At 61.0% G+C, this 24765-nt stretch carries 22 protein-coding genes and 2 pseudogenes; all 24 read left to right on the top strand.

Annotation, left to right across the window (positions count from 1 at the left end):
- Positions 1-223: nucleoid-associated protein (locus tag BZL41_RS12345; RefSeq protein ID WP_174706163.1), on the top strand; the 223-nt coding region annotated here is incomplete at its 5' end.
- A gap of 29 nt (positions 224-252) precedes the next feature.
- Positions 253-495, top strand: coding sequence for an Arc family DNA-binding protein (locus BZL41_RS12350; protein ID WP_095599574.1), 243 nt, complete (start codon positions 253-255; stop codon positions 493-495).
- Positions 492-2273 carry a ParB family protein gene (locus BZL41_RS12355; protein ID WP_095599575.1) on the top strand — a complete coding sequence of 594 codons (1782 nt, stop codon included), beginning with the start codon at positions 492-494 and terminating at the stop codon, positions 2271-2273. Before BZL41_RS12350 ends, BZL41_RS12355 begins: the two co-directional genes overlap by 4 nt.
- Before the next feature lie 28 nt (positions 2274-2301).
- Positions 2302-3009, top strand: a complete 708-nt coding sequence (locus tag BZL41_RS12360; RefSeq protein WP_095599576.1) for a DUF2857 domain-containing protein — start codon at positions 2302-2304, stop codon at positions 3007-3009.
- Positions 3006-4325, top strand: a complete 1320-nt coding sequence (locus BZL41_RS12365) for an STY4528 family pathogenicity island replication protein (RefSeq protein WP_095599577.1) — start codon at positions 3006-3008, stop codon at positions 4323-4325. The genes BZL41_RS12360 and BZL41_RS12365 overlap by 4 nt, the downstream gene beginning before the upstream one ends.
- A gap of 690 nt (positions 4326-5015) precedes the next feature.
- The gene (locus BZL41_RS12370) at positions 5016-5750 is read left to right on the top strand and encodes a PFL_4669 family integrating conjugative element protein (protein WP_095599578.1); all 735 of its coding nucleotides are present in this window, start codon (positions 5016-5018) and stop codon (positions 5748-5750) included.
- 5 nt (positions 5751-5755) lie between these two features.
- Positions 5756-6295 carry a DUF3158 family protein gene (locus tag BZL41_RS12375; RefSeq protein WP_095599579.1) on the top strand — a complete coding sequence of 180 codons (540 nt, stop codon included), beginning with the start codon at positions 5756-5758 and terminating at the stop codon, positions 6293-6295.
- Positions 6296-6309: 14 nt separating this feature from the next.
- Positions 6310-6762, top strand: coding sequence for a single-stranded DNA-binding protein (locus BZL41_RS12380; RefSeq protein ID WP_095599580.1), 453 nt, complete (start codon positions 6310-6312; stop codon positions 6760-6762).
- Between the two features lie 111 nt (positions 6763-6873).
- Positions 6874-7059, top strand: a complete 186-nt coding sequence (locus tag BZL41_RS12385) for a hypothetical protein (RefSeq protein WP_095599581.1) — start codon at positions 6874-6876, stop codon at positions 7057-7059.
- 152 nt (positions 7060-7211) lie between these two features.
- Entirely contained in the window at positions 7212-7409 is a 198-nt protein-coding gene (locus BZL41_RS12390) for a CrpP family ICE-associated protein (protein WP_095599582.1), read from the top strand.
- Between the two features lie 98 nt (positions 7410-7507).
- Positions 7508-9412, top strand: a complete 1905-nt coding sequence (gene topA / locus BZL41_RS12395) for a type I DNA topoisomerase (protein WP_095599583.1) — start codon at positions 7508-7510, stop codon at positions 9410-9412.
- Positions 9412-11403 (top strand): DEAD/DEAH box helicase, encoded by a 1992-nt coding sequence (locus BZL41_RS12400; protein ID WP_168190986.1) that lies wholly within the window; start codon positions 9412-9414, stop codon positions 11401-11403. Before topA ends, BZL41_RS12400 begins: the two co-directional genes overlap by 1 nt.
- Before the next feature lie 622 nt (positions 11404-12025).
- Positions 12026-13129, top strand: coding sequence for a TcpQ domain-containing protein (locus tag BZL41_RS12405; protein WP_095599584.1), 1104 nt, complete (start codon positions 12026-12028; stop codon positions 13127-13129).
- Entirely contained in the window at positions 13129-14853 is a 1725-nt protein-coding gene (locus tag BZL41_RS12410; protein ID WP_095599585.1) for a PilN family type IVB pilus formation outer membrane protein, read from the top strand. The genes BZL41_RS12405 and BZL41_RS12410 overlap by 1 nt, the downstream gene beginning before the upstream one ends.
- A 2-nt stretch (positions 14854-14855) precedes the next feature.
- Entirely contained in the window at positions 14856-16190 is a 1335-nt protein-coding gene (gene pilO2, locus BZL41_RS12415; RefSeq protein WP_095599586.1) for a type 4b pilus protein PilO2, read from the top strand.
- Positions 16174-16716, top strand: a complete 543-nt coding sequence (gene pilP / locus BZL41_RS12420) for a type IV pilus biogenesis protein PilP (protein ID WP_256578148.1) — start codon at positions 16174-16176, stop codon at positions 16714-16716. Before pilO2 ends, pilP begins: the two co-directional genes overlap by 17 nt.
- A 10-nt stretch (positions 16717-16726) precedes the next feature.
- Positions 16727-18286, top strand: a complete 1560-nt coding sequence (locus BZL41_RS12425) for a GspE/PulE family protein (RefSeq protein ID WP_095599587.1) — start codon at positions 16727-16729, stop codon at positions 18284-18286.
- A complete protein-coding gene (locus BZL41_RS12430; protein WP_095599588.1) occupies positions 18286-19368 on the top strand; it encodes a type II secretion system F family protein in 1083 nt (360 codons plus the stop codon). Before BZL41_RS12425 ends, BZL41_RS12430 begins: the two co-directional genes overlap by 1 nt.
- A 21-nt stretch (positions 19369-19389) precedes the next feature.
- Positions 19390-19911, top strand: a complete 522-nt coding sequence (locus tag BZL41_RS12435; protein WP_095599589.1) for a type 4 pilus major pilin — start codon at positions 19390-19392, stop codon at positions 19909-19911.
- Positions 19908-20843 (top strand): ATPase, T2SS/T4P/T4SS family, encoded by a 936-nt coding sequence (locus tag BZL41_RS12440; RefSeq protein ID WP_095599590.1) that lies wholly within the window; start codon positions 19908-19910, stop codon positions 20841-20843. The genes BZL41_RS12435 and BZL41_RS12440 overlap by 4 nt, the downstream gene beginning before the upstream one ends.
- A 2-nt stretch (positions 20844-20845) precedes the next feature.
- Positions 20846-22060, top strand: a complete 1215-nt coding sequence (pilV, locus tag BZL41_RS12445; protein ID WP_095599591.1) for a shufflon system plasmid conjugative transfer pilus tip adhesin PilV — start codon at positions 20846-20848, stop codon at positions 22058-22060.
- Between the two features lie 23 nt (positions 22061-22083).
- On the top strand, positions 22084-22521 hold the full coding sequence (gene pilM, locus BZL41_RS12450) for a type IV pilus biogenesis protein PilM (RefSeq protein ID WP_095599592.1): 438 nt from the start codon (positions 22084-22086) through the stop codon (positions 22519-22521).
- Positions 22522-23526: 1005 nt separating this feature from the next.
- A pseudogene (locus BZL41_RS29435) lies at positions 23527-24063 on the top strand (DUF6531 domain-containing protein); the annotation flags it as partial.
- 405 nt (positions 24064-24468) lie between these two features.
- Positions 24469-24765, top strand: a pseudogene (locus BZL41_RS28850) (RHS repeat protein); the annotation flags it as partial.

A 24765-nucleotide genomic window follows, 5' to 3' on the forward strand; every position in this document is an offset into this window, starting at 1 on the left:
CTACGAGCACATCCGCAACAAGGATTACGGCCTGTCGCCGGAGATTCCGCCGGACAAGCGCACGCTGAGCCAGTTCCGCCGCTTCACCGGGCGCGCCGAGGGATTGTCGATCAGCTTCGAGGCGCACCTGCTCGGCTCCGCCATCGAGTACGACGAGAACCACGACACCTTGGTGATCCGCCATCTGCCGACCCAGCTTCGCGATCAGTTGAAGCGCCGTTGAATTGAACCCGACCGAATTTGGAGATCGTCATGGCCAACAAGCCGCAACGCAAAGAAGAAGAGAAGTTCGTCGTCCGCCTGCCTGCCGGCATGCGCGACAGGATAGCCGTCAAGGCCCGTATCAACGCGCGCTCGATGAACGCCGAAATCGTCCATCGCCTCGAGCGGGCCACCGAACTCGAGGTCGAGCTGGCACGTGCGCACCAAGTGATCGACAGACTGCTATCCGACTCGAAGCCATCAACTGCTGAAGCGCTGGAGTCCAGGACATGACAAAGCCCACCGTAGCCTCCCTGAAGGACAAGCTGTTGCAGCCCGGCTTTAAGCCGTCGTCTGCTGCGGCCCAGCGGTTCAGCGATCCGATCGCTGACACGCCGATGGAGGTCACCCTCGACGAAGTGTTGCCATGGGACGACAACCCCCGTACGACCCGCAACCCACTGTACGACGAGATCAAGGCGTCCATTCGGGCGCGGGGGCTCGATAGCCCTCCGAGTATCACGAGACGCCCAGGCGAGGAGAAGTATCGAATCCGCAATGGCGGCAACACCCGCCTGGCCATCATGAGCGAACTCTTTCGCGAAACGGGCGATGAGCGCTACTACCGCTTCAAGTGCCTATTCCGCCCTTGGGATACGGAGCGGGGAGAAATCATCGCGCTGACCGGACACCTGGCGGAAAACGATCTGCAAGGCAAGCTTCTGTTTATCGAGCGTGCCGTTGGGGTCGACAAAGCTAAAGCGCTGTATGAACAAGAGGTAGGCAAACCCATTTCCCAAAGCGAACTGGCCCGCCGTCTAAGCGCTGATGGCTACCCGGTCTCCCAGCCCCATATCAGCAAGATGCAGGACACCATCCGGTACTTGCTCCCTGCGATCCCCGGTATTTTGTACTCCGGGCTCGGAAAGCATCAGGTCGAGAAGCTGCTATCGCTCCGCAAGACCGCATCGCAGTGCTGGGAACGCCACAACAAGGACGAGCACGCCGAATTCGAGATGCTGTTTCAGGAGGTCCTGGCCCAGTTCGAGGGTGACGCGGAAGAGTTCCTGCTCCAACGCTTCCAGGACGAGCTGATCGCCCAGATGAAGGCTCCGCTGGGTATGGGCTATGAGGCCATTCTCCTGGACATTACCCAGAATCAGGATCAGCTTCGACGCTCTACCCCCGTACTGAGTCTGCCTCAGACGCTACCCCCTTCCCAGCTGCCGGGAGCGGAAATCCAGCAACCGCTCGCGCCACCGGCGCCAAACACAGCGGAGCTGTCGCGGAACACGCCGGGCAATATGGAACCCTCGCTACCAAGCATCCACAGCGCGGATGGGGGCGCTACACCTCCGCCGACCAAGGAGGCCTCTGCTCGCCAACAGCGGAAGGTTGCACCTCCACCTTTGGAGCAGATGACCCAAGAGGAGCGCCAAGCGCGGATCGATGGTCATGTGGCCAGCCTGGTTACGACCTCGCCTCGCGTCCTGCAGATGAAACAGAAGCTGGCTGCACTGGATGGCGAGACGCTGCCCGACTTCAATGCGAACGCCCTGGTGGCCATCCCCGTGCAGGCTGGAGGCCTGCACCCCATTTCTGATCTCTGGTACATCGAGCGCGACATCGACACACCAGACGTCCTTCGTCAGCACATTGCCGAGTTGGCCCGTGAGATAGCCAGCTCGGTGAATGCTCCGGGCGAGTTCGTCGACGTAGCGGGTGGAATCGGCTTCAGCTATCGCCATCCGGCGGAAGACATCGAAGTCACTGCGACAGCCCAACACACCCTGACGCTGCTTCAGTCCCTCAGTGGCTCGATGGGCATCGCCCTGAAGATGCTCGAGGAGCACCCCGAACAGAAGGATGCACTGGGCGAATTCGAGTTCGCTGCAGGCCTCGGCCAGATCCTGCTGGGCCAACCCCTTGCCAAGGACCAGAACCCCGACGACTCCGGTCGGCTGAGCGACGGCGCACTGGTGAAACTCTTTCGCATCGTCCGTCTCGCGCGTCGCCTGATCGACCTGGAAATCCAGGCTTTCAACGGCAAAACACCACCGACCGACAGTTGAGTACGGACGATCTCAGGAGGGAGTCGCAATGTCCAAATCACCGATCAACGAGGCCATCCTGGCGCAGGTGCTCAACCACATGCGCAATGGCCAGCTCAGACGGTGCATTGAGATGGGCCTGGAGCCAGAGATTCTGGCCCAGCTTCAGCAACCCACGGTGTTGAGCCTGCTGCTCAACACCCCAGTGTCGTGGTGCCATGTCACCATCGACACGGAGATGGTGAAGAAGCTGCTCAGCGGTGCCGAACGCTCAGACGAAGAGATGCGCATGATTGAGCGCGCGCTCCGTCTGGGCGCGACGACAACCATGCTGCAACAGTTCTTCGGTCTATCACCACAAGACGTGGCGCTGCAGCGTCTCATGATGGGTGTCCGCGTCCGCCGCGGTCGCTGGCGGGAATTCAGTGAAGAACAGGACGCCTTGCTCTGGTACCGCTGGACCCATCTGATGAAAGAGCACCAAGTCGAAATCGAGGACAGCCAGGCCATGCTCGATATCGCCATGATGGCGGCCGAGGAATTAAACACTCCACACGAGTCGGAGACCGAGGACAGCACCGCGAGCCTTAGCCTGGCCATCATCTGGAACCGTATCCAGACCTGGATCAACGAAGGTGTTTATCCCCCATCCCAGGAGAACTCCTGGAGGCCCAGAAAACTTCACCTGGTCGCTTCCCAGGCTCAACGGCAACAGCAGCTTGCCTTGGCGTCGGCGGAAGGTGACCCCGACCTATGAGGCTCTCTCGGTTTCCTATTTCCACGCTTCTGGATTCGGCTACGGGACACCTCGAAGCCCATTTGCTTCAAAAGAAGGAGCAGGCAGCAACCGGGGCCACCTCCCCCACTTCTTACTCCGGCATCATTTTCAGCGGGAACCCTCACGAGACGGTGCCTCGCCGCTTGCTGCTGGATGACAGACTGACGCCGTTGGAACGCAATGCCTGGCAGGTATTCCGGCTTCTGGTCAATGAGGATGGCATCACGGCCTTCCCGACCTACGACCAGCTCCGTCCCTACCTGGGCATGCACCCGGGAAAACCCGCCTCACGGGAAACCATTGCCAAGGCGCTGACAGTCCTCCGCCTGACCCGCTGGCTCAGTTTGGGACGTCGAGTCCGCAATGACCTCAGCGGACAGGTCCAGGGCAACGTGTACCTGCTGCACGACGAGCCCGTCAGTCCGGCCGAGGCGCTGGAGTTCGACAGGGACTACATGCAGTTGCTCGGCCAATCCATGGAACACCCCAATCGCGCTATCCGCGAAGTAGCCGAGATCGCCTGGCGTGAATTCGCCAGCGACCACGATGTTGGCCGGCGCCTGCCCTCCCGCATGGAGACGGTTGAGGATCGTTTGAACAACCAGCAGTGGGCGATCGAAAGCAACCTGGCGGCACTGCCGGCACCCGAGTTCGGATTCCGAACTCAGCCTGACCTCACCGCGTCTGCACTGAGTTCGGCATCCGAACTCAGTGACAACTCAGCAATTCAGGGTAGTCTGGCCCTCAGTTCGGAATCCGAACTCAGCCAGAAATCGCAGCGTTCGGCCTTAGTTCGGAATCCGAACTCATATAGTACGTATACAGATACACACCAAGCTGTATGTAAAAGATCTGTACCGCGCGCAGAGCCGGACACCATGGCTCGCTGGCTGCTCGGCCTGGAGCGCTTGCCTTCCGAGCAGAAGTTGAAAGCCGTGAGTGCCATGCAGCGGGTGCCCACCGAGTTACGGCCAGCGGTCATCGAACAATGGCTGCATCGCTGCGACGCCGGTGGTGTTCGCAATCCATTGGGCTACTTGCTCAGTTGCGTTCAACGAGTGATTCGTGGGGAATTCAACGTCGACTGGCGGCCCGAGACCTCCCTACCACCAACTAGCTCGACACCAGCCGCAGTAGCGGCTGCTGGCTCCCCAGTACATCCCTCACCCCAGAGCAGGACGGCAACTTCTGCGGCTTCGGTCAGAACACCAGACACGGTACGAACGGCCCGGGAACAGCTAAATGCGATGCAACATCTGCTAAAGCCAAGGCTGTCCGGCACAAACCAGACGTGAACAGCGACGCCAGAGGGAAACTGGGCGATTCCACTGGAATCACTACGACAGTGACCAAGGCAACGGCACCGACAGGCGCTGAGTTATGCCACTGGCATAGCTCCAGGCCGAACCAAACATCGGTGCCGACGGGCTGAAGAGTTATTCCCCGGGAATAGATACAGACCGGACCAAGCAGCGACATCGGCAGGCTGCTGAATCTAGTTCATGGAATAGCCCCGGCTAGGGGCACCGACGGTGCTGCTGGATTATTCCCGGGGAATAGCTCCAGGCCGGACCAAGCAACGGCGCCGGCAGGCTGCTGGGCTATTCCCCGGGAATAGCTCCGGGCCGGACCAAGCAACAGCGCCGGCAGGCTGCTGGGCTATTCGGCCCGAAAGTTCCAACCAGAACCAAGCAGCAGCGCCGACGGGCTACGGGTGGTTCCACTGAAACCACTCTGACCAGGACAGCGGCACCGTCGAGTTGCTGAGTTATGCCACTGGCATAGCTTCGGTCCTGACCAGCATTGGCACCGACGGACAACTGAGGCGACTCTCCGGGAAACACCTCTATATAGAGAGCAGTACGGCTTTGCCTCCTGCCAGAGAAACAACAAATCCCCTTCCGTCGGGCTATGGATTTCTTGCTGCGACCGTAGCGACCGACTTGCAGCATGGGCGCGAACTTCCCATAAGGAAAATCCGCACCATGGCTGACAACTACCGGCTCAACATCGGCTCCCTGCGAAGCGATGTGCAGCTCACCCTCCACACGCATCACGCTGCTCGCATCTGGATGGGGCGGCCCAAGAGCGAAACGAAGCCGGGAATCATCGGTCTGTCCGGCTTCTGTTCCATCATCAACCGCATGACTCGCGGCGCCTCCCAGGACGATCCCTACTCCGACTGGTGGATGATCCAACTGGAAGACAAGATCAATGAGTCCGACGCCGCACTGAAAGAAATCGACCAGCGGCTGGACGACGTGATGGCGAACCTGCCGCCCGCGATCAGCATCAGCAACAACCTATCGATTCAACCAGTCAGGCTTCCTCTCTATATCTCCAACCCCCTCGGGTTCAAGGCCGTCTACCTGCTGACGTCCTATGACGAGATCGTTCGACGCATCCTGCTGGCCCAGCACGTCGGCCTGATCGGTCGTCGAGACATGGAGTTGTGGATCGACGAAGGCGCCAGTGTCTTGCGCAAGCTTTTTGGACTGGCACAGACCTACCGTTACTCAGGCGCCTGCCGTGACGACTTCGCCGCCAACAATGCAAAGGCTGAGGCCGCTCGCAAGATGTACGAGCGGTATGGCGAGATCCCCTTGGACATTCTGGAAGGCTCTCGCCGTTCCACATTCGCTCCGCCGATCACCCGCGGGCAGTCGGAAAGCGAGTCACCGGAGCCGTTCACCGGCGAGTTCGGCTCCGGCGAGGACTGATCGCCATGTCGCAACTCGACACCACCGACAAGGCATTGCAACAGGCCGCCTTCCGGCCACTGCAACAGGATGCCTTCCAGGGGCTGCAACAGGGGGCCTCACTAAAAGGCCTTTTAAAGCCCTTTAAAGGTAAGGGGGAGCTGGCCCAGTTTGCGGAGCAATGCCGCGTGCTCGAGGTGGGTTTGAAAGCGCTTGCCCAGAACGTGTTGGCCCAGGTTCAGCGCCATCCCTTCACCCTACTGCCCGTGCGCCTGACCGAGCAGAACACCCAGGCCGGCACCCTGTTCCTGCGCTGGCAGCACGTCGCCACTCGCCGGATGGGGGTCGGCGTCTGGGCGCAGATGGTCAGCTCCCCCAAAACACCCGTGTCGATGCTGCAGAACCTCTACGCCCTGGAGCTGCAGCGCATCACCCTCAACATGCAGATCAGCCTGATCCACTCCATCGGTAAGCAGGCCGCCGAGTGCGCCGAGAAGATGGGCCAGGCCGAGGCCGTGCTCATGGGACGGCTGCAGCAGGGCACCAACCTCACGCCACACAACTAACCGGAGAACGCTCAATGGGTACGCCCGTACAAGGCTGGGAAGGCAACATCGGCTCTGCACCGGAGTTCAAGGAATTCCCCAACGGCAACAAAGAACCGCGGCGCCTGCTGCGGCTCAACGTCTACTTCGACAACTCGGTGCCGGACGGCAATGGCGCTTACGAAGACAAAGGAGGTTTCTGGGCCAACGTCGAGTGGTGGCACAAGGACGCTGAGAGCTACGCGCGCCTGTATCAGAAAGGCATGCGCGTGACTGTCTCAGGTCGTGCGGTTATGGATCGCTGGGAGAACAGCGAGGGCCAATTCGAGGCGCTGAAAATCCAGGCCAGTCGGATCGGCATGCTCCCGCACCGAATCACGGCCGTGACGGTGGCACCGTCGCAAGGCAGCCAGCAGGCGAATCGTCCGCCCGTGCAACGCGCACCGGACCAAGCCGACTACCCGACTGATCCTGACGAACTCTTCTGAGCCGGGCATAATTTCGGCCGCCCAATCGTGTAGCGGCCGGTGATGAGGGATCTGATCATCGTCATCCTCCGCTACACATCCAAGCCCTGACCGAGATGGAGGCCGCTACTGGTGGACAATTTGCAGCAGAATGTTCTTTCGCCAGAAGAGGCCTCCCTCCTCGAACTCTTCGAGCAGTTGACCGCTGCCCAGAAGACCCGGATCGCCGCTATCGTGACCGAACGAGCCGAGGGCAAATTCACCCGCGAAGAGTTCCTGAGCCAGCTTCGGCAGTTGCCGTCAGAGCAACACGTTTAAGTCGCGCCAATCGTGGTTCTCCCGGCGATTACATGCGCCCGAATCGGCAAGCTGTGGCAGTAATTATCAACCTACTCGCCCATTTGGCAAAAAATCGCCTCATTCGTGAAGTCACTGGGTATCGTGACCAGCTCCTCGGGAGACCCGGCCTCATGCAGGACTCGACGAAGCCTTCGAAGCTAATGGACAGGCGTCATTTCAATAACCCGCACCCTGCCGTTATGGCTGCCGGCGCGGAGGCCGCCCGGAAAGGGCTACCGGTGTATGCCTGCCCGTACAGTCATCCTGCAATGCGGGCATCTTGGATCAAAGGGTTTGCCCAGGCACAGCAACTGTCGCTGGATCTTTAGCGCCTGAAAAGCGCCCCCTGCCCGGTGACCATTTCCTGTTGAAGCTCCTCCCTCGCTGCCGCGACAGTCGGCCCCTGTCGAACCGAGAGGGGTAATTCATGAAGCTGTTGATCATCGAGGCACCCGGCAAGCTGAAGAAGCTGCAGCCGATGATGAAGAAGCTGCGCCCGGGTGAAGACTGGCAGGTGATCGCCAGCGGTGGCCACATTCGCGACCTCCCGGCCAAGGGCCAGGACGACACGATGATCACTACCGGCGTGCGGAAGAACTACGCCCCGGTCTACGAGATCCTGGAGAAAAGCGCGCGGAATGTGCGAGCCATCAAGGCCGCGGCGAAGCAGGCGCGTGAAATCTACCTGGCCACTGACCCGGATCGCGAGGGCGAAAGCATCAGCTGGCACATCCAGCAGGTGCTGGGCATCGAAAACTACAAGCGTATTACCTTCAACGAGATCACCCTCAAGCGTGTCCAGGAAGCCTTGACCAATCCACGGCAGATCGACCTGAACAGGGTCGCCTCGCAGGAATGTCGACGTGTCCTGGATCGATTGGTGGGTTATCTGGTTACCCAGGAACTCCGCCGCCTGATGGGCAAACCCACCTCGGCCGGGCGTGTCCAGTCGCCCGCCGTCTACCTGGTGGTACTGCGCGAGCGGGAAATCCGCAACTTCGTGGTCATCAACCACTTCGGCGTCCGACTGCACTTCGTCACTCCCAACGGTAAAACCACCTGGAGCGCGGAGTGGCAGCCGCTACCGGACTTCGCCACCAAGGAACACCCCTATATCCAGGACGGCAATCTCGCCCAGTTGGTCTCATCCACACGCAATGTGGTGGTCGAGGCGTGCGAGGACCGTAAGTCAGAGCGGAACCCTCCGGCCCCCTTCATCTCCTCGTCTCTGCAACAGGCGGCAAGCAACGCCCTGAAGTGGGATCCGGACAAGACCATGCAGGTCGCGCAACGTCTCTACGAGCAAGGCGTTATCACTTACCACCGCACGGACAATCCCAACGTACCGGACGATGCGATGGAGGACATCCGGGCAGTGGCCAGTTCGCTGGGCGTGAAGGCTGTTGCCGAACGGAGGACGTTCAACGCGGCCGAAGGTGCACAGGAAGGCCACCCGGCTATCACTCCAACGTACTGGGCCGATGAAGTTGCCGGAGAGAATCCTGAAGAGCAGGCGCTGTACAAGCTCATTCGGATCCGCGCCCTGGCCAGCCAGTTGGAGGCCGCCATCTACGATGTGCGTACTGCTAGATTGCTCGCTGTAGGTCCGGATCGGAAGCCTCTGCGCTTCACCGCAACTGGCAAGACGATCGCCTCTCTCGGGTGGATGAAGCTCTTGCAGGGCGACGACACCGATGATGACCAGGATGCCGAAGCGGACAACCCGGTGCCCGCGCTCTCTCCGAAACAAATCCTCCCGGTTCACAGCGGCGAACTTCTGAAGAAGAAAACCCAACCGCCAGCACGCTACACCAAGGCCAGCCTGATCAAGGAAATGGAGCGCCGCGGCATCGGTCGCCCGAGCACCTTTGCGTCGATCATCAAGAACATCACCAGTAAGGGGCTGATCGAGGAGAAGAATCGCAAGCTGGTTCCGGCCGGTCTGGGAGAGGAGACGATCGCGCGACTGGAAGGGTTCTTCAGTTTCGTCGAACTCGACTTCACGCGGGAGCTGGAGCGCGACCTGGACAAGGTCGCCCAGGGCCAGGAGACCTATGGTGCAGTGGTCTCCCGGCTGCACAAACGCCTCGAGGAGGAACTGTCGAAACAGCGAGGGTTGCCCAGTGTGCCAATGCAATCGTCCAGGCCGGCAGTGATATCGAGTGCTGGGTTCACATGCGGTAAGTGCGGCCAGCCCCTCGCCAGGCGCCAGAAAAAGGGGGATGGCGGTTATGACTTCTGGGGATGCACGGGCTACCGGGCATCGGGATGCAAGGTCAGTTACCCCACCAAGAATGGCAAGCCGGATTTCGATAAGCCCAAGGGACTGTAATGGGCCGACCGCGTTTGATGAATCGGCGACAAGAGCTGCTGGGCCATGCCCTCTTCGATGGGTATGACTTTGGCCTACAGCTTCAATTCGTAGAGGGCGCCAACCGTCTTCTCCTCGAACGCGATGGCTTCTACATACGCCGGTCGGAACATCCCCTCTACCGGTACTGGCGATTGCCCAAAGGCAAGCTGCTGACAGAGCTTGACCTGTTCTTTCATAACCTCATGGAGCTGGTCGACGGGCGCTACGCGGAATCCTGGCAGTCGTTCTGCCAGAAACTGGAAGCCGCCCAGGCCGCGCCTGATCGGCAAGCGTTCACCTGGGGCCTGGTCTTCCGGATCGCCCCGCTCGCGCAGGGCGGCATTCTCCTGTCCGGCGACTACCACCCCGGGATGGTAGCGGTGGCCAGGCGCATGCGCGGAGTCTTCCTCGGGCAATCCCGCTCCTGGAGGATCGACGCTTCTGCGGAGCTGGTCCGCAGCAACCTCATCCTGGAACTGGGCCTGTCCGAGGAACAGTTCGAAGTCCTCGACACTGTCCAGGAACTGCTCAGCGATGGAACCGTCGCCCCAGTCGAGTCCATCACCCGTGTCAGCCTGGGCGGTCCGGCCCAGGAGCAGGTCGAGAAAGCCTCCGAGGACGAGTCCTCAGCTGACGTCTACCTGGCAGCCATACCTTCCATCGAACGCACCGAGTACACCGACGCGCAGATCGAGAAGGCGCTATCGAGCTACTCGCTGCTGGACCATCAACCTGCGGGCATTCGTCATCTGCTGCAGCGGACCAGCGCCCTGCTGGCCGACGACATGGGCCTGGGCAAAACCCGTCAGGCGGTAATCGCTGCCGCGATCCGCGCTGGCGACCGCCCCATTCTGGTGGTCACTCTGTCCTCCTTGCTGATCAACTGGCAACGCGAAATCCAAGCCGTCTATCCGGATGCCCATGTCGCCCTGCAGGTCTTCGATGCCTCGGCGAAGTGGATGGTGATCAACTATGAGCGCCTGGGCGACTACGTTCTGCGGGCAGACCACTTCGTCGTCATGGTCATCGACGAAGCCCATCGGCTGAAGGAGCCGACGGCAGCCTGTACACGCTATGGCTTCGACATCGCGGCCAAGATCCCGAGCCGCTATCTGCTGACCGGTACACCGGTGCTCAACCGTGAGACCGAGCTGCATACCCTGCTGCGCCTGTCCGGCCACCCAGTCGGCCAACTGCCGCTGAAGGAGTTCTGCGAGCAATTCGCTGGCTCCCCGGAGTTCCGCATGAATCTGCGCGATGCCATTGGCGATTGGATGCTCCGTCGGCGCAAGGACGTGCTGCCCGGGCTAAAGGGCAAGCAGCGGCAGACGCTGTCGGTGGCGCTCTCCGAGGAGGAGCGCCGCCAGTACGACCGCATCCGCCTCGAGGACCGCCCGATCTTCGCCAGGCTCGGCGCGCTGCGTCAGCTTCTGGAGCAGGTGAAGGTTCGCGTCATCATGGAGCTGCTGGCCGAACTGGACATCGAGGACAAGGTGATCCTGTTCTGCGAGTTCAAGGAGACCGTCAACACTCTCCGCGATCTCTGCGAAACCGCTGGTTATGGCTGCGTCACCCTGGTGGGCAGTGACTCGACGACCAAACGGCAGAAGGCAATCGACACATTCCAGGCCGATCCGGACACCCGTGTTTTTATCGGCACGACGTCGGCCGCCGGCACGGGCAACAACCTGACTGCGGCGAACTATGTCATGTTCCTCGGCCTGCCCTGGACACCCGGCCTGCAGGACCAGGCCGAGGACAGGGCCTATCGCAACGGACAACTGCGCCTAGTGGTGGTGAAGATTCCACTGGTGGAAAACACCATCGACCAGAAGCTGTGGCAGATGCTTCTGGACAAACGCCAACTGGCCCAAGATCTGATAGAACCAGACTTGGTCAGCTCGAGCGAGCCGAACGCGGGGGCAAGTGCTGTGACGTTAGCGCTTAGCGCGGCTCGTATGTTTACCTGATTTTCTGGTGACCGCTTATCACCCTGCTGAAACTCGACAACTTTAACTGAAGCAGAGTCAAACAGATCTGCAAGGTAGACCTCTTGGAGGTCAGGAGCTGCGTAATCACGACGAATACGTCGTTCAAGAACAACCATTGGCCCATCATTCGATCCGGAATAATGACCGACTACTAAAGGGGCCATATCAGTTGCATACACGCTGTCAGCTAGCGTAATGATGACTGCGATCAATACACCTCCAAAGAGGGTGATTCCGATTGTACGCACAGGATTTCCCTCTCCACGCCAAGTAAGCACACGGACTCATGCAAGACCAATCATGTCACTTTGACATGAAGCATAGACCATTACGCTGCGGTGCAAGAAATAGCTCCACGCATCCTCAAGGCAGCATTGGCCTGTCACGGGGACTATACGAAAGTCGGTCGCTACTCATCGTTTGCTGATCAGCGGTTGCGCCTCATGCCAAGCGCCCCACTGAAGAACATGACTCTAGCAAAGCAGCAGTTTCACTAACCGAGACCCCAAAATGCTGTCCTGCTGAGATATCTATTTCCTACTGCGTCCTGGCAATTGGCCTGCCAACGTGGCCCCCATCATCAAAGGGGGCCTCTCGGTACATGATCAGGCAGTTGACCACTCTCTCGCTGCTCGCGCTCGTCGCCAGTTGCACCACCCAGAAAGTCGAACCGCCCAAACCAGCGTTCGACAGCAGCCGTAACCCCGACCTGCTCACCCCCGACCTGTACCCCCATGGTGCTGTCGCCGAGAAAGAGCCCGTCGTGCGATACGGCCGCTACACGCTCGTCAGTACCCAGCCCGACGCGGGCCAGCGTGATCTGATGGCGCAGATCATCGATGTGACGATCCCGGCGAACATGCATCCGAATGTCCGCGATGCGATGCAGTACGTCGTCGATCGCTCGGGCTACTCGCTCTGCCCGGCCGACAGCGGGCACGTCAGCATCCTGTATACCCGCCCTCTGCCAGCCGCCCAGTACAAGCTCGGCCCAATGACGCTGCGCAACACCCTGCAGGTGCTGTCGGGTCCCGCCTGGCAGGTGAAGGTGGACGAGGTCAACCGCCAAGTGTGCTTCGTGCTGCGCCCGGGCTATCAGTTGCCCGATCAGCCGCGCCCTGCAACGACTCAACATGCCAAGCAGAGTGCCCCCGCTCCGGCACCGACGTCTGCGCCAGCCGCGACGCTCGCACCTGCCAGCACCACCGGCAGCGGCATCGTGGTTGCAGCGGTACCGGCCTCCCCTGCGATTACCCCGAACCCAACTGCAGCTACTTCTCCAGCGGCCAGCAGTTCGTCGACTCAAGCCGTGCTTCCCCCCGTGGCACCCGCCAAGGATGGCCCTATCACCAAGCCTACGACGTTGGCACCCAGCTCAACGGCGATGTCGAACAGCGCCATCTTGGCCAAGCCGTCCGTGGCGACCGTCATGCCCGCTCCGCGGCCGCTGCCCCAGGTATGGACGGCCGAACCTGGCTCAACGCTGCGAGATTCCGTCGAGGCCTGGGCCAAACGAGCCAACTGGCACGTGATCTGGCGGGCGGACGGATTGGATTACCCGATCGAGGCGCCGCTGCGTTTCGAAGGCACCTTCCAGGACGCCATCGGCCAGGTGTTCCCTCTCTACGACAAGGCGCCCCGCCCCTTCTACGTCAACGTGTCCCCGCCCTCGCAGCGGCTGATCGAGGTCGTCGAGAAAAAATGATGTTCAAGCGCTACGCGAAAAACTCGGTTGTCCTGGCCCTGCTGGCCTTGGCCCTTGCAGGATGCGGAGTCAAGCGCGTCGACGAGTCCATGCAGCGCAGCGAGGCTGTGGCTGGCTCGGCCAGCGCAATAGCCGCCAGTCTGCGCAATACACAGGTCGAGCCCAAGCGCGATACCGTTGTTTACTCCGACAGGCCCTGGGTCAGTACCCGGCCCATCGTGGCCAAGCGCGGTCTGGCTCCTCACCAGAACTGTCGATTCATCTGGAAGCCTACCGGTAGCGTGACGCTGCAACAGGCTGCCCAGGAGATCATCAGCCAGTGCGGGCTGAACGTCCAACTCACGCCTGATGCACTGAACCCGTCCAGTGCATCGCCCCCGATGCCGACCACAACCGGTAGCGCCCCACCCACCACTTCGTCCAATCAGGACATGGCGAGCATGCTGTTCCCAAGCTCCGTGGCCGCAGGCGGGTCGCTGGGCAATAACTTCGGCACATTCGGTGGGCTTGGGTCCGGTGCATCGCGCCTGATTTCCAACATCAGTTGGGCCGGAAAGGTCTCCGGCTTCCTCGACCTGGTCACCTCGCGCAGCGGGGTGTCCTGGCGCTTCGACCCGATCGAAAACGCGGTCGTCATCTACTACCTCGATACCAAGACCTTCCGCATCTATGCGTTCGACGATACGACGCAGATGGAATCGACTGTCCGTTCGGGCATGACCGCCTCCACGGGGAGCAGCGGCGACGGCTCTTCCGGCTCCACCGGTGGCGGGGGTTCGGGCATCAGTGGCGACTCGGGAAGCAACCAGACCACCAGCGTGTCGCTGAAAACCTCGATCCTCGATGACATCGAGAACAGTGTGAGGTCGATGCTGACACCCGGCGTCGGCCGCATGGCGCTGTCCCGGGCCACGGGCAGGCTGACCGTCACCGACCGTCCCGACGTGCTGCGTCGTGTAGAGCAGACCATCAAGCAGGAGAACGACAGCATCACCACCCAGGTGATCCTGCATGTGAAGGTGCTGTCCGTGACGCTGACCGACAAGGATCAGCTGGGCATCGATTGGAACTTGGTCTACAGGTCGCTGAGCGACAAGTGGGGCATCAGCCTGAAGAACACCGTGCCGGGCATCGACCCCAGTGCGATCTCCGGCTCGGTCAGCATCCTCGACACCGCCAACAGCGCCTGGGCGGGTTCGAGTGCCATGATTCAAGCGCTGGCCCAGCAAGGACGTGTCTCCACCGTCCGCTCGCCCTCGGTGACCACCCTCAACCTGCAATCGGCGCCGATCCAGATCGGTAAGCTCAAGAGCTACCTCGCCTCCAGCCAGGTGAGCAACGTGGCCCAGGTTGGCTCCACCACGTCGCTGATCCCCGGTTCGGTCACCAGCGGCTACAACATGACACTGCTGCCCTTCGTCATGCCGGACAGCGAGCTGCTGCTCAAGATCAATATCAATATGTCCACTGAACCGACGTTCGAGACGGTCACCAGTGGCGAATCCAAGGCCCAGTTCCCCAGCTACGGCGTGCAGATATTCGACCAGAAGGTCCGCCTGCGTAACGGCGAAACCCTGGTCCTGAGCGGCTTCGAGCAGGACTCCGAGGACAGCAGCAAGCTCGGTACCGGCGCCCCCGGTTTCTTCGGCCTGGGCGGCGGACGCATGCGCAATACCGAGCGCGACGTCATCGTGGTGCTGATCACGCCGGTGGTGATGGGCTGACGATGGAAAGCGATATCGTCCGGCCCGACCCGACATCCTGGGTCCGGGTTCTCACCTACAACGGCTGCAAGTTCGTGACCGGTCTGTATTGGCACCCCCTGAGTTCGCCCCGTCAGTTCATGAAGGAGGCTCGCGCCTATGGTAAGCAACAGGGCCTGGACATCGTGGCGATCCGTGAGGCACCGACCAAGATCCAGGCCGGTTTCGTGTCCAAGAAGCTGGGTGCCGTCAAAGGGATGTACTCGATGGCCACGGCGCTGGCCGGACAGTTCGACTCGGATTTCGTGGCCTGCTGGAAGATCGATGAGGACTGTTACGCGATCGCCGGTACCTCCGAAGGCGCCATCATCCCGGGCGGCGATCTGGTCACCACCCTGGCCGATGCCAAGCAACGGATTCTCGCGCTGCAGAACCGCGGTCTCTTGAAGGGTGTCCAGTTGTTCGTGCCCGAGGGCTTCGGCTTCGACGTGCGTCCATTCGACATCGAGGCGCTGCTGACACCCCGGCGGCTGCGCAATGAATACAAGCTGCGTCAGCTCACTTTCGGTCTGTCGCGCAAGGAGTTGGTCAATCTGGGCCTTCTCGCCAGCGCGATCATCGGTGCCGGTGTCGGCTACCAGATGTGGCAGTCGCACCAGGAGGAAATCGCCCGCCAAGCGGCCATCGAGGCGGAGCGGCAACGACTGGCGGAACTCGCGGCCAAGAACGCCCAGGCCAAGTCGCCGCTGGACCTCGCTGCCCTGGAACATCCGTGGGCATCGATGCCCGACACCCAGGATCTGCTCAAGGCCTGCAGCAAGGCCGAACGGGTTCTGCCGCTGTCGATCGCCGGCTGGCAGTTCGAGTCGGCCAAGTGCGACGGCCTGGCCCTTGCCGCCACCTATCAGCGCTCCGGAACCAGCACCGCCAGGCAATTCACCGAAGCGACTGCCGTGCTCTTCGAAGAGGCACCGGCCTTCCTGATCGACAACGGTAATACGGTCGGTGTGCGCGTGCCGCTCAAGGTGGCGATCGGCCGAAACGAGGCACTGCCCGCCCAGGACCTGGTACTGAAAGAGGTCTCCAGCCACTTCTACCAGCAGGGTGTCGAGCCTCACCTGGCTCCCATCCAGGCCGAGCAGATCCAGCCGTTACCGGGCAACGAGCAGCAACCGCAGCCCACCCTCACGCCGCCCTGGAAAAAGTTCTCCTTCCGGGCCGAGACCACGCTGCCGCCAGCACTCGCATTGGAAGGCCTGCCGGACACCGGCGTCCGCACCACGCTCATCGAAACCACCCTCAAGAACGGCCAGCTCACCTGGTCTGTCGCAGGAGAGATTTATGCGAAGCCTCAATGACACGATGCGAGCCCTGTCGCTATGCACGCTGTGCGGCCTGGGCTGGTTGTCGCAGCCCGTACAGGCCGCTGCCACCGTGGGCGAACTCACCGACGTCCAGGCCGAAACCGTTCTCGCCGAGGCCAAGGTTCGTCTCGCAGAAGCCCAGGCCAAACTGGACGGCAAAACGTCCATCTCGGTACCTCTGGCGCTGGGCGCGGTGCCTCCCAGAAACGTCGAGCTGCCAGCTCCAGTCGTTCGCACCCTCTACGGCTCGGGTGGACGTATGACGGCCTCCTTCCTGTTTCCGGGCGGTTACGAAGCCGATGCCGGGGCCGGTCAGGAGCTACCGGGCGGCTACCGCGTGGAGTCGATCAGCCTGGACAAGGTGCTGCTGAGCAAGGATGGCAAGCGCTTCCCGGTGGGGTTCTCCAACACCGCCCCCAGCCTGCCGGCCGAGAATCCGTCCCCGGGCGGCATGATCACACCGGCGCTACCCGGAGCGATGCCTGGCCAGGCGTTCCCGCCCAGCCTGTACAGCCGGTGAGCACGCCGTCATGACGAACCTATCCGTCGTTGCGCCGCTGCCGCCTCGCGTACTGACCGCTCCAGGCGAACGCTGGGAACTGTCCAAGGAACAGCGCGAAATCATGGCGCTCACCGAGGATGGCACGCTCTACGTCTCCGGTAGCCATCAGAACGATCTTCACGTCATGGCCTTGTGCGACCGCCTGGAGCGCGCAGGTTTCCACTTCCGGTTCGAGTCGGTCGATCCAGACGCGATCAACCGCCTCTACAAGGCCGGCATCGTCCAGGCCGGTGAAACCATCGTCGGCGACGGCGAGCGCGTCACCCACAACCAGGCCGAGGTGATCAAGATCATCCGTCAGGCCTGCGAGCAACGCGCGAGCGACATTCACTTCATCGTCGCCCCGGATGGCAAGAGCAAGATCCGCTTCCGCATCGACGGCCTGCTGACCACGGTCATACGCCCCCGCCACCAGCAGATCCAGGAGCTGTGCTCGACCATTTACCAATCCATGTGCGACGTGGCGGAGTCGCTGTTCCAACCCCACCTCAGCCAGGACGCGCGCGTCAGCAAGGCATTCGTCGACCAGTTGGGCCTGTACGGGGCCCGGGTCTCGACGCGCCCCCGCGCACCAGGTTTTCTCATGGTCTTGCGGCTGCTCTACAACGACGCGAGCCTGAACAGCCTCGAGGACCTGGGCTACCTGCCCGAGCAGATTGCGCTGCTCCAGCGCATGCTGAGGCTGCCCTACGGGATGAACATCCTGTCCGGACCCACGGGGTCGGGCAAGTCGATGACCTTGAAGGTGGTGTTGCACATGCTCGACCAGATGATGGGCGGGACGAAGCACATCCTGACCATCGAGGATCCGCCCGAGTACAGCATCGACGGCGAAGGCATCAACCAGACACCCTTGGTCTACGACACCACCGATCCTCAGGCGGAGATCCAGGCCTGGCCGGCCGGCATCAGCAACGGCATGCGCCTTGACCCGGACTACATGATGATCGGCGAGATTCGCGAGGTGTTCGCCGCCATCGCGGCATTCCGCGGCGCCATGACCGGTCATGGCATGTGGTCGACCCTGCACACCAACACGGCGATCGGCATCCTGCAGCGCCTTCAGGATCTGGGCGTGGATCCCTCGCTGCTGTTCGACCCCGCCCTGCTGACCGGCATGGTCAACCAGAGCCTGCTACCCAAGCTTTGTCCGCATTGCCGTCGGCGTTTCGTGGAGCGACGGCGGGAACTGGAGCCGTCCCTGGTGGAACGTGTGGAGCGGACCTGCACCGCAGAGCGCGTGTTCGTGCGCGGGCCGGGCTGCAGCCACTGCCGCCAGACCGGATTCTCCGGCCGCTCCGTCGTGGCCGAGGTGCTCATGCCGTCCCTGCGCTTCATGCGGGTGTTCCGCGAGCGTGGCCCTGCGGAAGCTCGCAACTACTGGGTCAAGCACATGTCGGGCATCACCAAGCATGTCCATGCGATCCGCCGCATCAATGAAGGCGTTTTCGACCCGGCCGCTGCCGAGATCATCATCGGTCCGCTCGACATGGACCTGTATGTCCTCGATGCCGAGGAGCGCGCCTGATGCTGGCCGATGCCTGGAACGATCTGCAGGAACGCTGGTACGGCACCCAGTTCGGCGCCAAGGAGCGTCTGCAGTTCTACGAAAGCATGGCGACCCTGCTGGAAAACGGCGTGCAGCTCAACGACGCCGTGCGCGAAGTCCATGGCATCTACAGCGACGGGGGCAAGCAGAAGCACCATCCCATCGCGCTGGCCAGCCGCGAGGCCTCGATGGGAGTCTCCAACGGCAAGGCGCTGGCCGACGCCATGGCCAACTGGTTGCCGTCCCAGGAACGGGCGCTGATCGATGCGGGCCAGGAAAGCGGCGACTTGATCGGCGCACTGAATGACTGCGTGCGCCTGATCGAAGCCCGCGGGAAGATCCTGTCCTCGGTGGTGGGCGCTACCTTCTACCCGGCCCTGCTCTGGGCGCTGCTGGCCTACCTGCTCGGCGTCATCTCCTACCAGATGGTGCCGAACATGGCCAGGATGAGCGATCCGCGCGACTGGACGGGCACGGCGGCGCTGCTCTACCAGATCGCCAACGTCGTGACGAGCCAGGGCCTCTACGTCCTGACCGGCTTCATCCTGCTGGTGATCCTGGGCTTCTGGTCCATGCCCTATTACACCGGCCCCGGCCGGGTGGCGCTGGACCGCATGCCGCCCTGGTCCATCTACAGGACCCTGCAGGGCACTACGTTCCTGCTCAACGTCGCCGTCATGCTGCGCGCCGGCATCAAGCCCTATGACAGCCTGCAGATGCTCAGCCGCACCGCCAGTCCTTGGCTGAAGCAACGTGTCGAGGCGACCCGCTACGGCGTTGGCCTGGGCCAGAACTTCGGCCAGGCCCTAAAGAATGCTGGGCATGAATTCCCCGACAGGCAGGCGATCCAGTTTCTCTGCGTACTGGCCAGCCGCAAGGGCTTCGCCGAAGCCGCCATGCGCTTCAGCGCCCGCTGGCTGGAGAACAGCCTCAAGCAGGTGGCCGTCGCCGCCAGCCTGATCCGCAACGTCTCGCTCCTGCTGGTCGGCGCCATGATGATCCTGACCCTTCTCGGTTCCTACGAGATGGAAGCCATCGTGCGTGCCGGCATCCAGAAATAACCCCCGCCCCGAGGAACCCCTATGCAAAGACAACACCCGCACACGCAACACGGCTTCATCTCCATCGAAATGATGATCGGGCTGATCATCATCGCCATCGGCATCGGACTCGCCGTCTCCCGCGGCGCAGGGCTGTTCGGTTCGTCGAACATCAGCGAGGAGCAGAGCAACCTCGCCACCTTGACCACCAACACCCGCGCGCTGAAGGGCTCCAACGGCTACGGCACGAGTGGTACCAACCTGGTGCCGAGCCTGATCGCCGTCAATGGCGTACCCAAGAACATGAGCGTGGTCTCCGGCGTGCTCTACAACGTCTACGGCGGATCGGTCACGGTGGTATCCACCGGCATGGGGTTCACCATCACCAGCTCCAGCCTGCCGAAAGACGCCTGCATCGCATTGGCCACCCGGGCGGCCAAGAACGAGTACGAGCAGACGAAGATCAACAGTGGCAGTGCAGTGAGCGGCGAAGTGACCACCGTGTCCGCGACCACCGCGTGCAGCAGCTCCGCCAACACGATCACCTGGACCATCTCTTCGTGAGTCTGATTACGGCCGCCGACTTCGTCGACCTGTACCTGGGCGACGACTTCGCGGATGTGAAGGGCCTCCAGGGCGCCGGCTCCCGCAGGGTGCCGGTCCCTGCGCCTTGGGCGGAAGAAGTCGAGGCGCTGCGTCTGCAATGCCAATCGGCCTACCAGGAAAACCAGGACCCCGAGTTCGCGCTGGTGGTGGATGGGGTCATCCTTCGGGTGACGCAGCTCGATAATGCGTTCTCCAGCAGCATCTTCGTCCTGCGCAAGTCGAACGCCGAGATACGGGATTTCAACCGGCTGGGCTTCCCCCAGGAGGTCGTCGACGCATTGCTGGCTCCCAGCCTGCAGGGTCTGGTGCTGATCTGTGGCGACATGGCCACCGGCAAGACCTCGACGGCGGCCTCTCTGATCGTCGAGCGCCTGAAGCGCCACGGCGGTATCGCCTTCGCCGTCGAGGATCCGCAGGAAACCAACCTGAATGGGCAGCACGGCATCGGCCGCTGCATCCAGGTGAAGACTTCGAGGCGTTCAGGCGGTTATTCGGAAGCACTCACCCGCACGCTGCGCACCGGCGCCGACCTGGTGCTGATCGGCGAAATCCGCGATGAGGATACGGCCTACCAGGCATGCAAGGCCTCGCTGAACGGGCACTTGGTGATCGCGACCATCCACGCCAAGACCGGGACGCAGGCCATCGAGAAGCTGGTCACGCTGGCCAAGCCGCTGGCGGCCAACGCTCACGACGTGGCCGCCGAAGGCCTGCAGGCGGTCATCTGCCAATCCCTGGACAGCATCGGTACCGCGAGACACCTGGTCGCCGAACCACTCCTGCTGACCGGCAGCGATGCGCCTTCGATCCGCGACAAGATTCGCCGGCAGAACATTCACCTGGTTGAAGAAGACGTCCTCCGCCAGAAGCGGGCCAGCCTGTGGGGGTAACCATGGACATGAGGAGAAACAGCGGCTTCGTCAGCATCGAGATCATGGTCGTGCTGATCGTCATCGCGCTCGCCATCGTCAAAGGCACCCAGTTGTACATGGAGTATCTGGACGGGCTGAATCAGCAGATGGCGGCACAGCAGCAGATGAAGGTCGCCGAGGCAGGCAGCAAGTACATCAAGGACAACTTCGCCGCCGTCCTGGCCGCGGCTGGGCCGACCACACCGGCGGTGATCACTGTCGCGATGCTGAAGAACACCCATTATCTTCCGGCCGGCTTTAGCGACAAGAACATCTATGGCCAGGACTATCGAATCCTGACTCGCAAGCCCCAGGCCAACCAGTTGGAAACGCTGATCGTCACCACCGGTGGATCGGCAGCCGGTGAGATCGATATCCGTCGCGTCGCTCAGATCATCGGCGCCCAGGGCGGCTACATCTCATCAACCAACACAACCGTAGCCCAGGGTGCGGCCTGGCAGGTACCGCTGAGCAACTACGGCGTGTCCCCAGGGGCGGGACGGCTCGCCACTGCGCTGTTCTTCCAGGACGGGGCTATCGCGAACGACTACCTGTACCGCAATGCCGTGCCTGGCAGACCGGAGCTCAACCGGATGAACACCGCCCTCAACATGGGAGGAAACAACATCGAGGCGGCGGGCACCGTCAACGCCACTGGCAACGTGAATGCGCAGAACCTGAATGCCCAAGCCAACATCACCGCCCAGAATGCGGACATTGGTGGTGAGACCTACACCAACGGCTGGTTCAGGACACGTGGAGACGGCGGCTGGTACAGCGAAAAATGGGGTGGCGGCTGGTACATGAGCGACAGCACATGGGTCCGCTCCTGGCTGAACAAGAGCATCTACACCGGAGGCCAAGTACGCGGCGGCGAGGTGCGATCCGACGGTCGGACCTACGTGGGCGAGTACCTGCAGCTCGGCGGCGTCGCCACCGAGGGCGCGGACTGCGCACCGAACGGTCTGATTGGCCGGAACGCGGTTGGCCTCACACTCTCTTGCCAATCCGAAGTGTGGAAACCACTAGGTGGTGTTTCGCTTGGCGCGGCATTCTACGGCAGCAGCATCGGTTACGATCCGAAGGACGGGGGCACTGCGCCGTATGATGCTTCCTGTCCACCCGACACCGTAATGGTGGGACTGAGGAATATCACAAACGGCGACTACTACCACCTGATATGTCGACCGCTCTAGCCATCTAATCGGAGTTCCGGCATATGCCAATCCTATGGCTTGTCCTGGCCGTCCTGGTCCTCTCCGGCGGTCTACTGGTACAGACCCATAGCCGTGCCATCACGGCCGCGGAATACGCCACCATCGACACATTGAGCCGGAGCCTGCTCGTGTATCGATCCGCCGCGGCGGAATTCGCCAAGGCGAATCCAGTATTCGTCGGCAACCCTACAGATGCGGCGTTGAATCTTCCCGGATGGTTCCGAAAGCCAACGGGCATCTCCTCCTATGTCATCGGAGGCCAAAGCTACACCTACTACCCTGACGGGCCCGGTGGCCTGCTGGATGCGCTGGCGAGTGCTACAGAGTCGGAGCTGGTCGGGGTGAAGCGTTCCGGCAGGCTGGTGTCACCCCGTTCGGCGAGCATCGGCATTGCCCTGCCGGCCGTCATTCCCGAAGGGGCGATTGTCGCCTTGAACTGATTGGCAAATCCCCGTTTGGCAAGGTCCGCCACCTGCATGTTCGCTTGCCAACTGAGGGGGTCGAACACATAATGCCATCAAACACTGTTCCACCCCGCTGGCTACTGACGGTCATCAGTAGCGCCTCGGTGTTGCAGGTTCGCCTCTTCACCAAACCAATAGCACGCTGAGCTCCGGGAAGGGCGTGCGGATCTGGTTGAGGATTCTCCCTGTGTCTCCCTGTTCTTTTGCTAGTCACGCAGCCGTCAACTCGTGTCATGCGAGTCCACAGGCACATAGGGTTCTCAAGAGGTTCGGTGCATTCTGATCCAAGGGCCGCACTGGTGTTGCGGCCCCTCCTTTTCCCCCTCTTCAATGGGTAGCCTGATGGCCCTTTACAGGACTATCAGGCTACCCATTGGGTTTACTTTTCCCTGCCGGTGGCCCGCCGGCGAAACGCAGGGCTCCCTTTGTGCGCGGATGCGTGCCTTCTGTTTGCTGGCCTCAGCCACGACAACCGGCCAGGTGATGCGAAACGTTGCGATCAATGCCCAGGGATCGACGCTTCAACTGTCACAGGTGGCATAGTTTTTCTTTTATTAACTCAAGCGGCTTAAAGTAGTAATACTGTAAGCCGCCACTTTTCCAATTCGCCAAGAACGCACTAATAATTAGCTTAGACTCTTGGTAGACATGGATCTCAAAATAGAAAAAATCCACAGCATTGCGCAAGATCTTGCACAGCAAGTATAGGCTATCATCTGCTCGACCTTATAGATGAGCCGCGCCGCCATCTTGCTATCATGGAGGATACACCGATGCTGAATTCGGAACTCACCACCAATATCATCACATCCCCCTTCGCAGCTATTCCATATACCTCGGCCAGCCTGAAGACACGGATCTACAATGGCTTTTCGAGTTGCCCCGCCACCAAAGGAAATTTTGGCTGCTAACCAGATCCAAACACTAGCACCCTTTTAACACGCAGGAGATACCGGAATGGAGTCCACCAGAAAATTATTAATGTTTCTGTTTCTAGTTTCATTATTCCAAAATTCATTAGCCGAAACATACTGGCAATATGCCGAGGTCAATCCCGAATGGGAGAAGTTTGAATCCCCCGAGCATGTTTGCGCCGTCGCCTATGAACGTCTCAGAGCCTACAAGTACGTTCCCGCCTATCCAAGCAACTATGACCCTGACAACGTCTGGATATGTGAATGGTGGGCTGACTCCACGGGGGTCGAGGATTACATACCGCTCTATAGAGTAGGGACGAGCTGCCCACCTGGAGCTCTCTACAGCTCGGAGCTAGGTGAGTGCATACCCCAGCAAGGGCCTCCAGACGATCTGGCGTGCAATACCCCACCTAAAGGACAAGGCAATCCAATTGATGCATCAACTGGCAACAAATACCAAGTTGAAACTGACCTCAGCTCCGATTTCCAAAATGAAATTGCCTTCACCAGGTACTACAACAGTATTACCGGGATTTGGAGTCACAGTTTCTCGTTTAGACTGGCCATAGAAGATTGGCGCGTAACGGTCGTACACCCCACCGGGAAGAATACTTTCTTCGCGCGAAACCCTTCCAATGGAGCGATAATCAGCAGACCTCCAGAATTCGGCAGCCTTACCCAAACCAACGGCATTTGGACGTACCGCCACGCGAGCAATAAGGTATATACCTTTGATTCATCGGGAAAACTAATCAAGATCACCAACGCCTCGGACAGGGGCACACTTTCACTTGTCCACAACGGACAAAAAACCACGATATCCAATTCACTTGGAAAACAGATCACGCTTACCGAAGATTCAAGACATCAACCTCTTTCTCTTTCTAGCGATTCGTTAACGATCAGTTTCCACTATAACAACCAAGGCTTCCTTTCCTCTCTCACCAAGCTACACGGCTCGCTTAGTGAAACGCGCGTTTACCATTACGAGGTTCCAGGCAAACCCATGCTCCTTACAGGCATAACCGATGAAAATGGCGTTCGCTACGCCACCTGGACCTACGACGACCAGGGCCGTGCCATTTCCAGCGAACACGCCAACGGTGCCGAAAAGGTCACCCTGAGCTACAACGCCGACGGCTCCACCACCGTCACCAACGAACTGGGCAAGCAGACCGTCTACCGCTTCCAGACCATCCAGGGTGTCCGGCGCATCACCGCCATCGAAGGCGAGCCCTCGGCCAACTGCCCGGCGAGCAACTCCCAATACAGCTACGACGAACGCGGCCTGCTCAAGACCAAG

The sequence above is a fragment of the Pseudomonas sp. PIC25 genome, from assembly GCF_002286785.1.
GTDB lineage: Bacteria > Pseudomonadota > Gammaproteobacteria > Pseudomonadales > Pseudomonadaceae > Pseudomonas_M.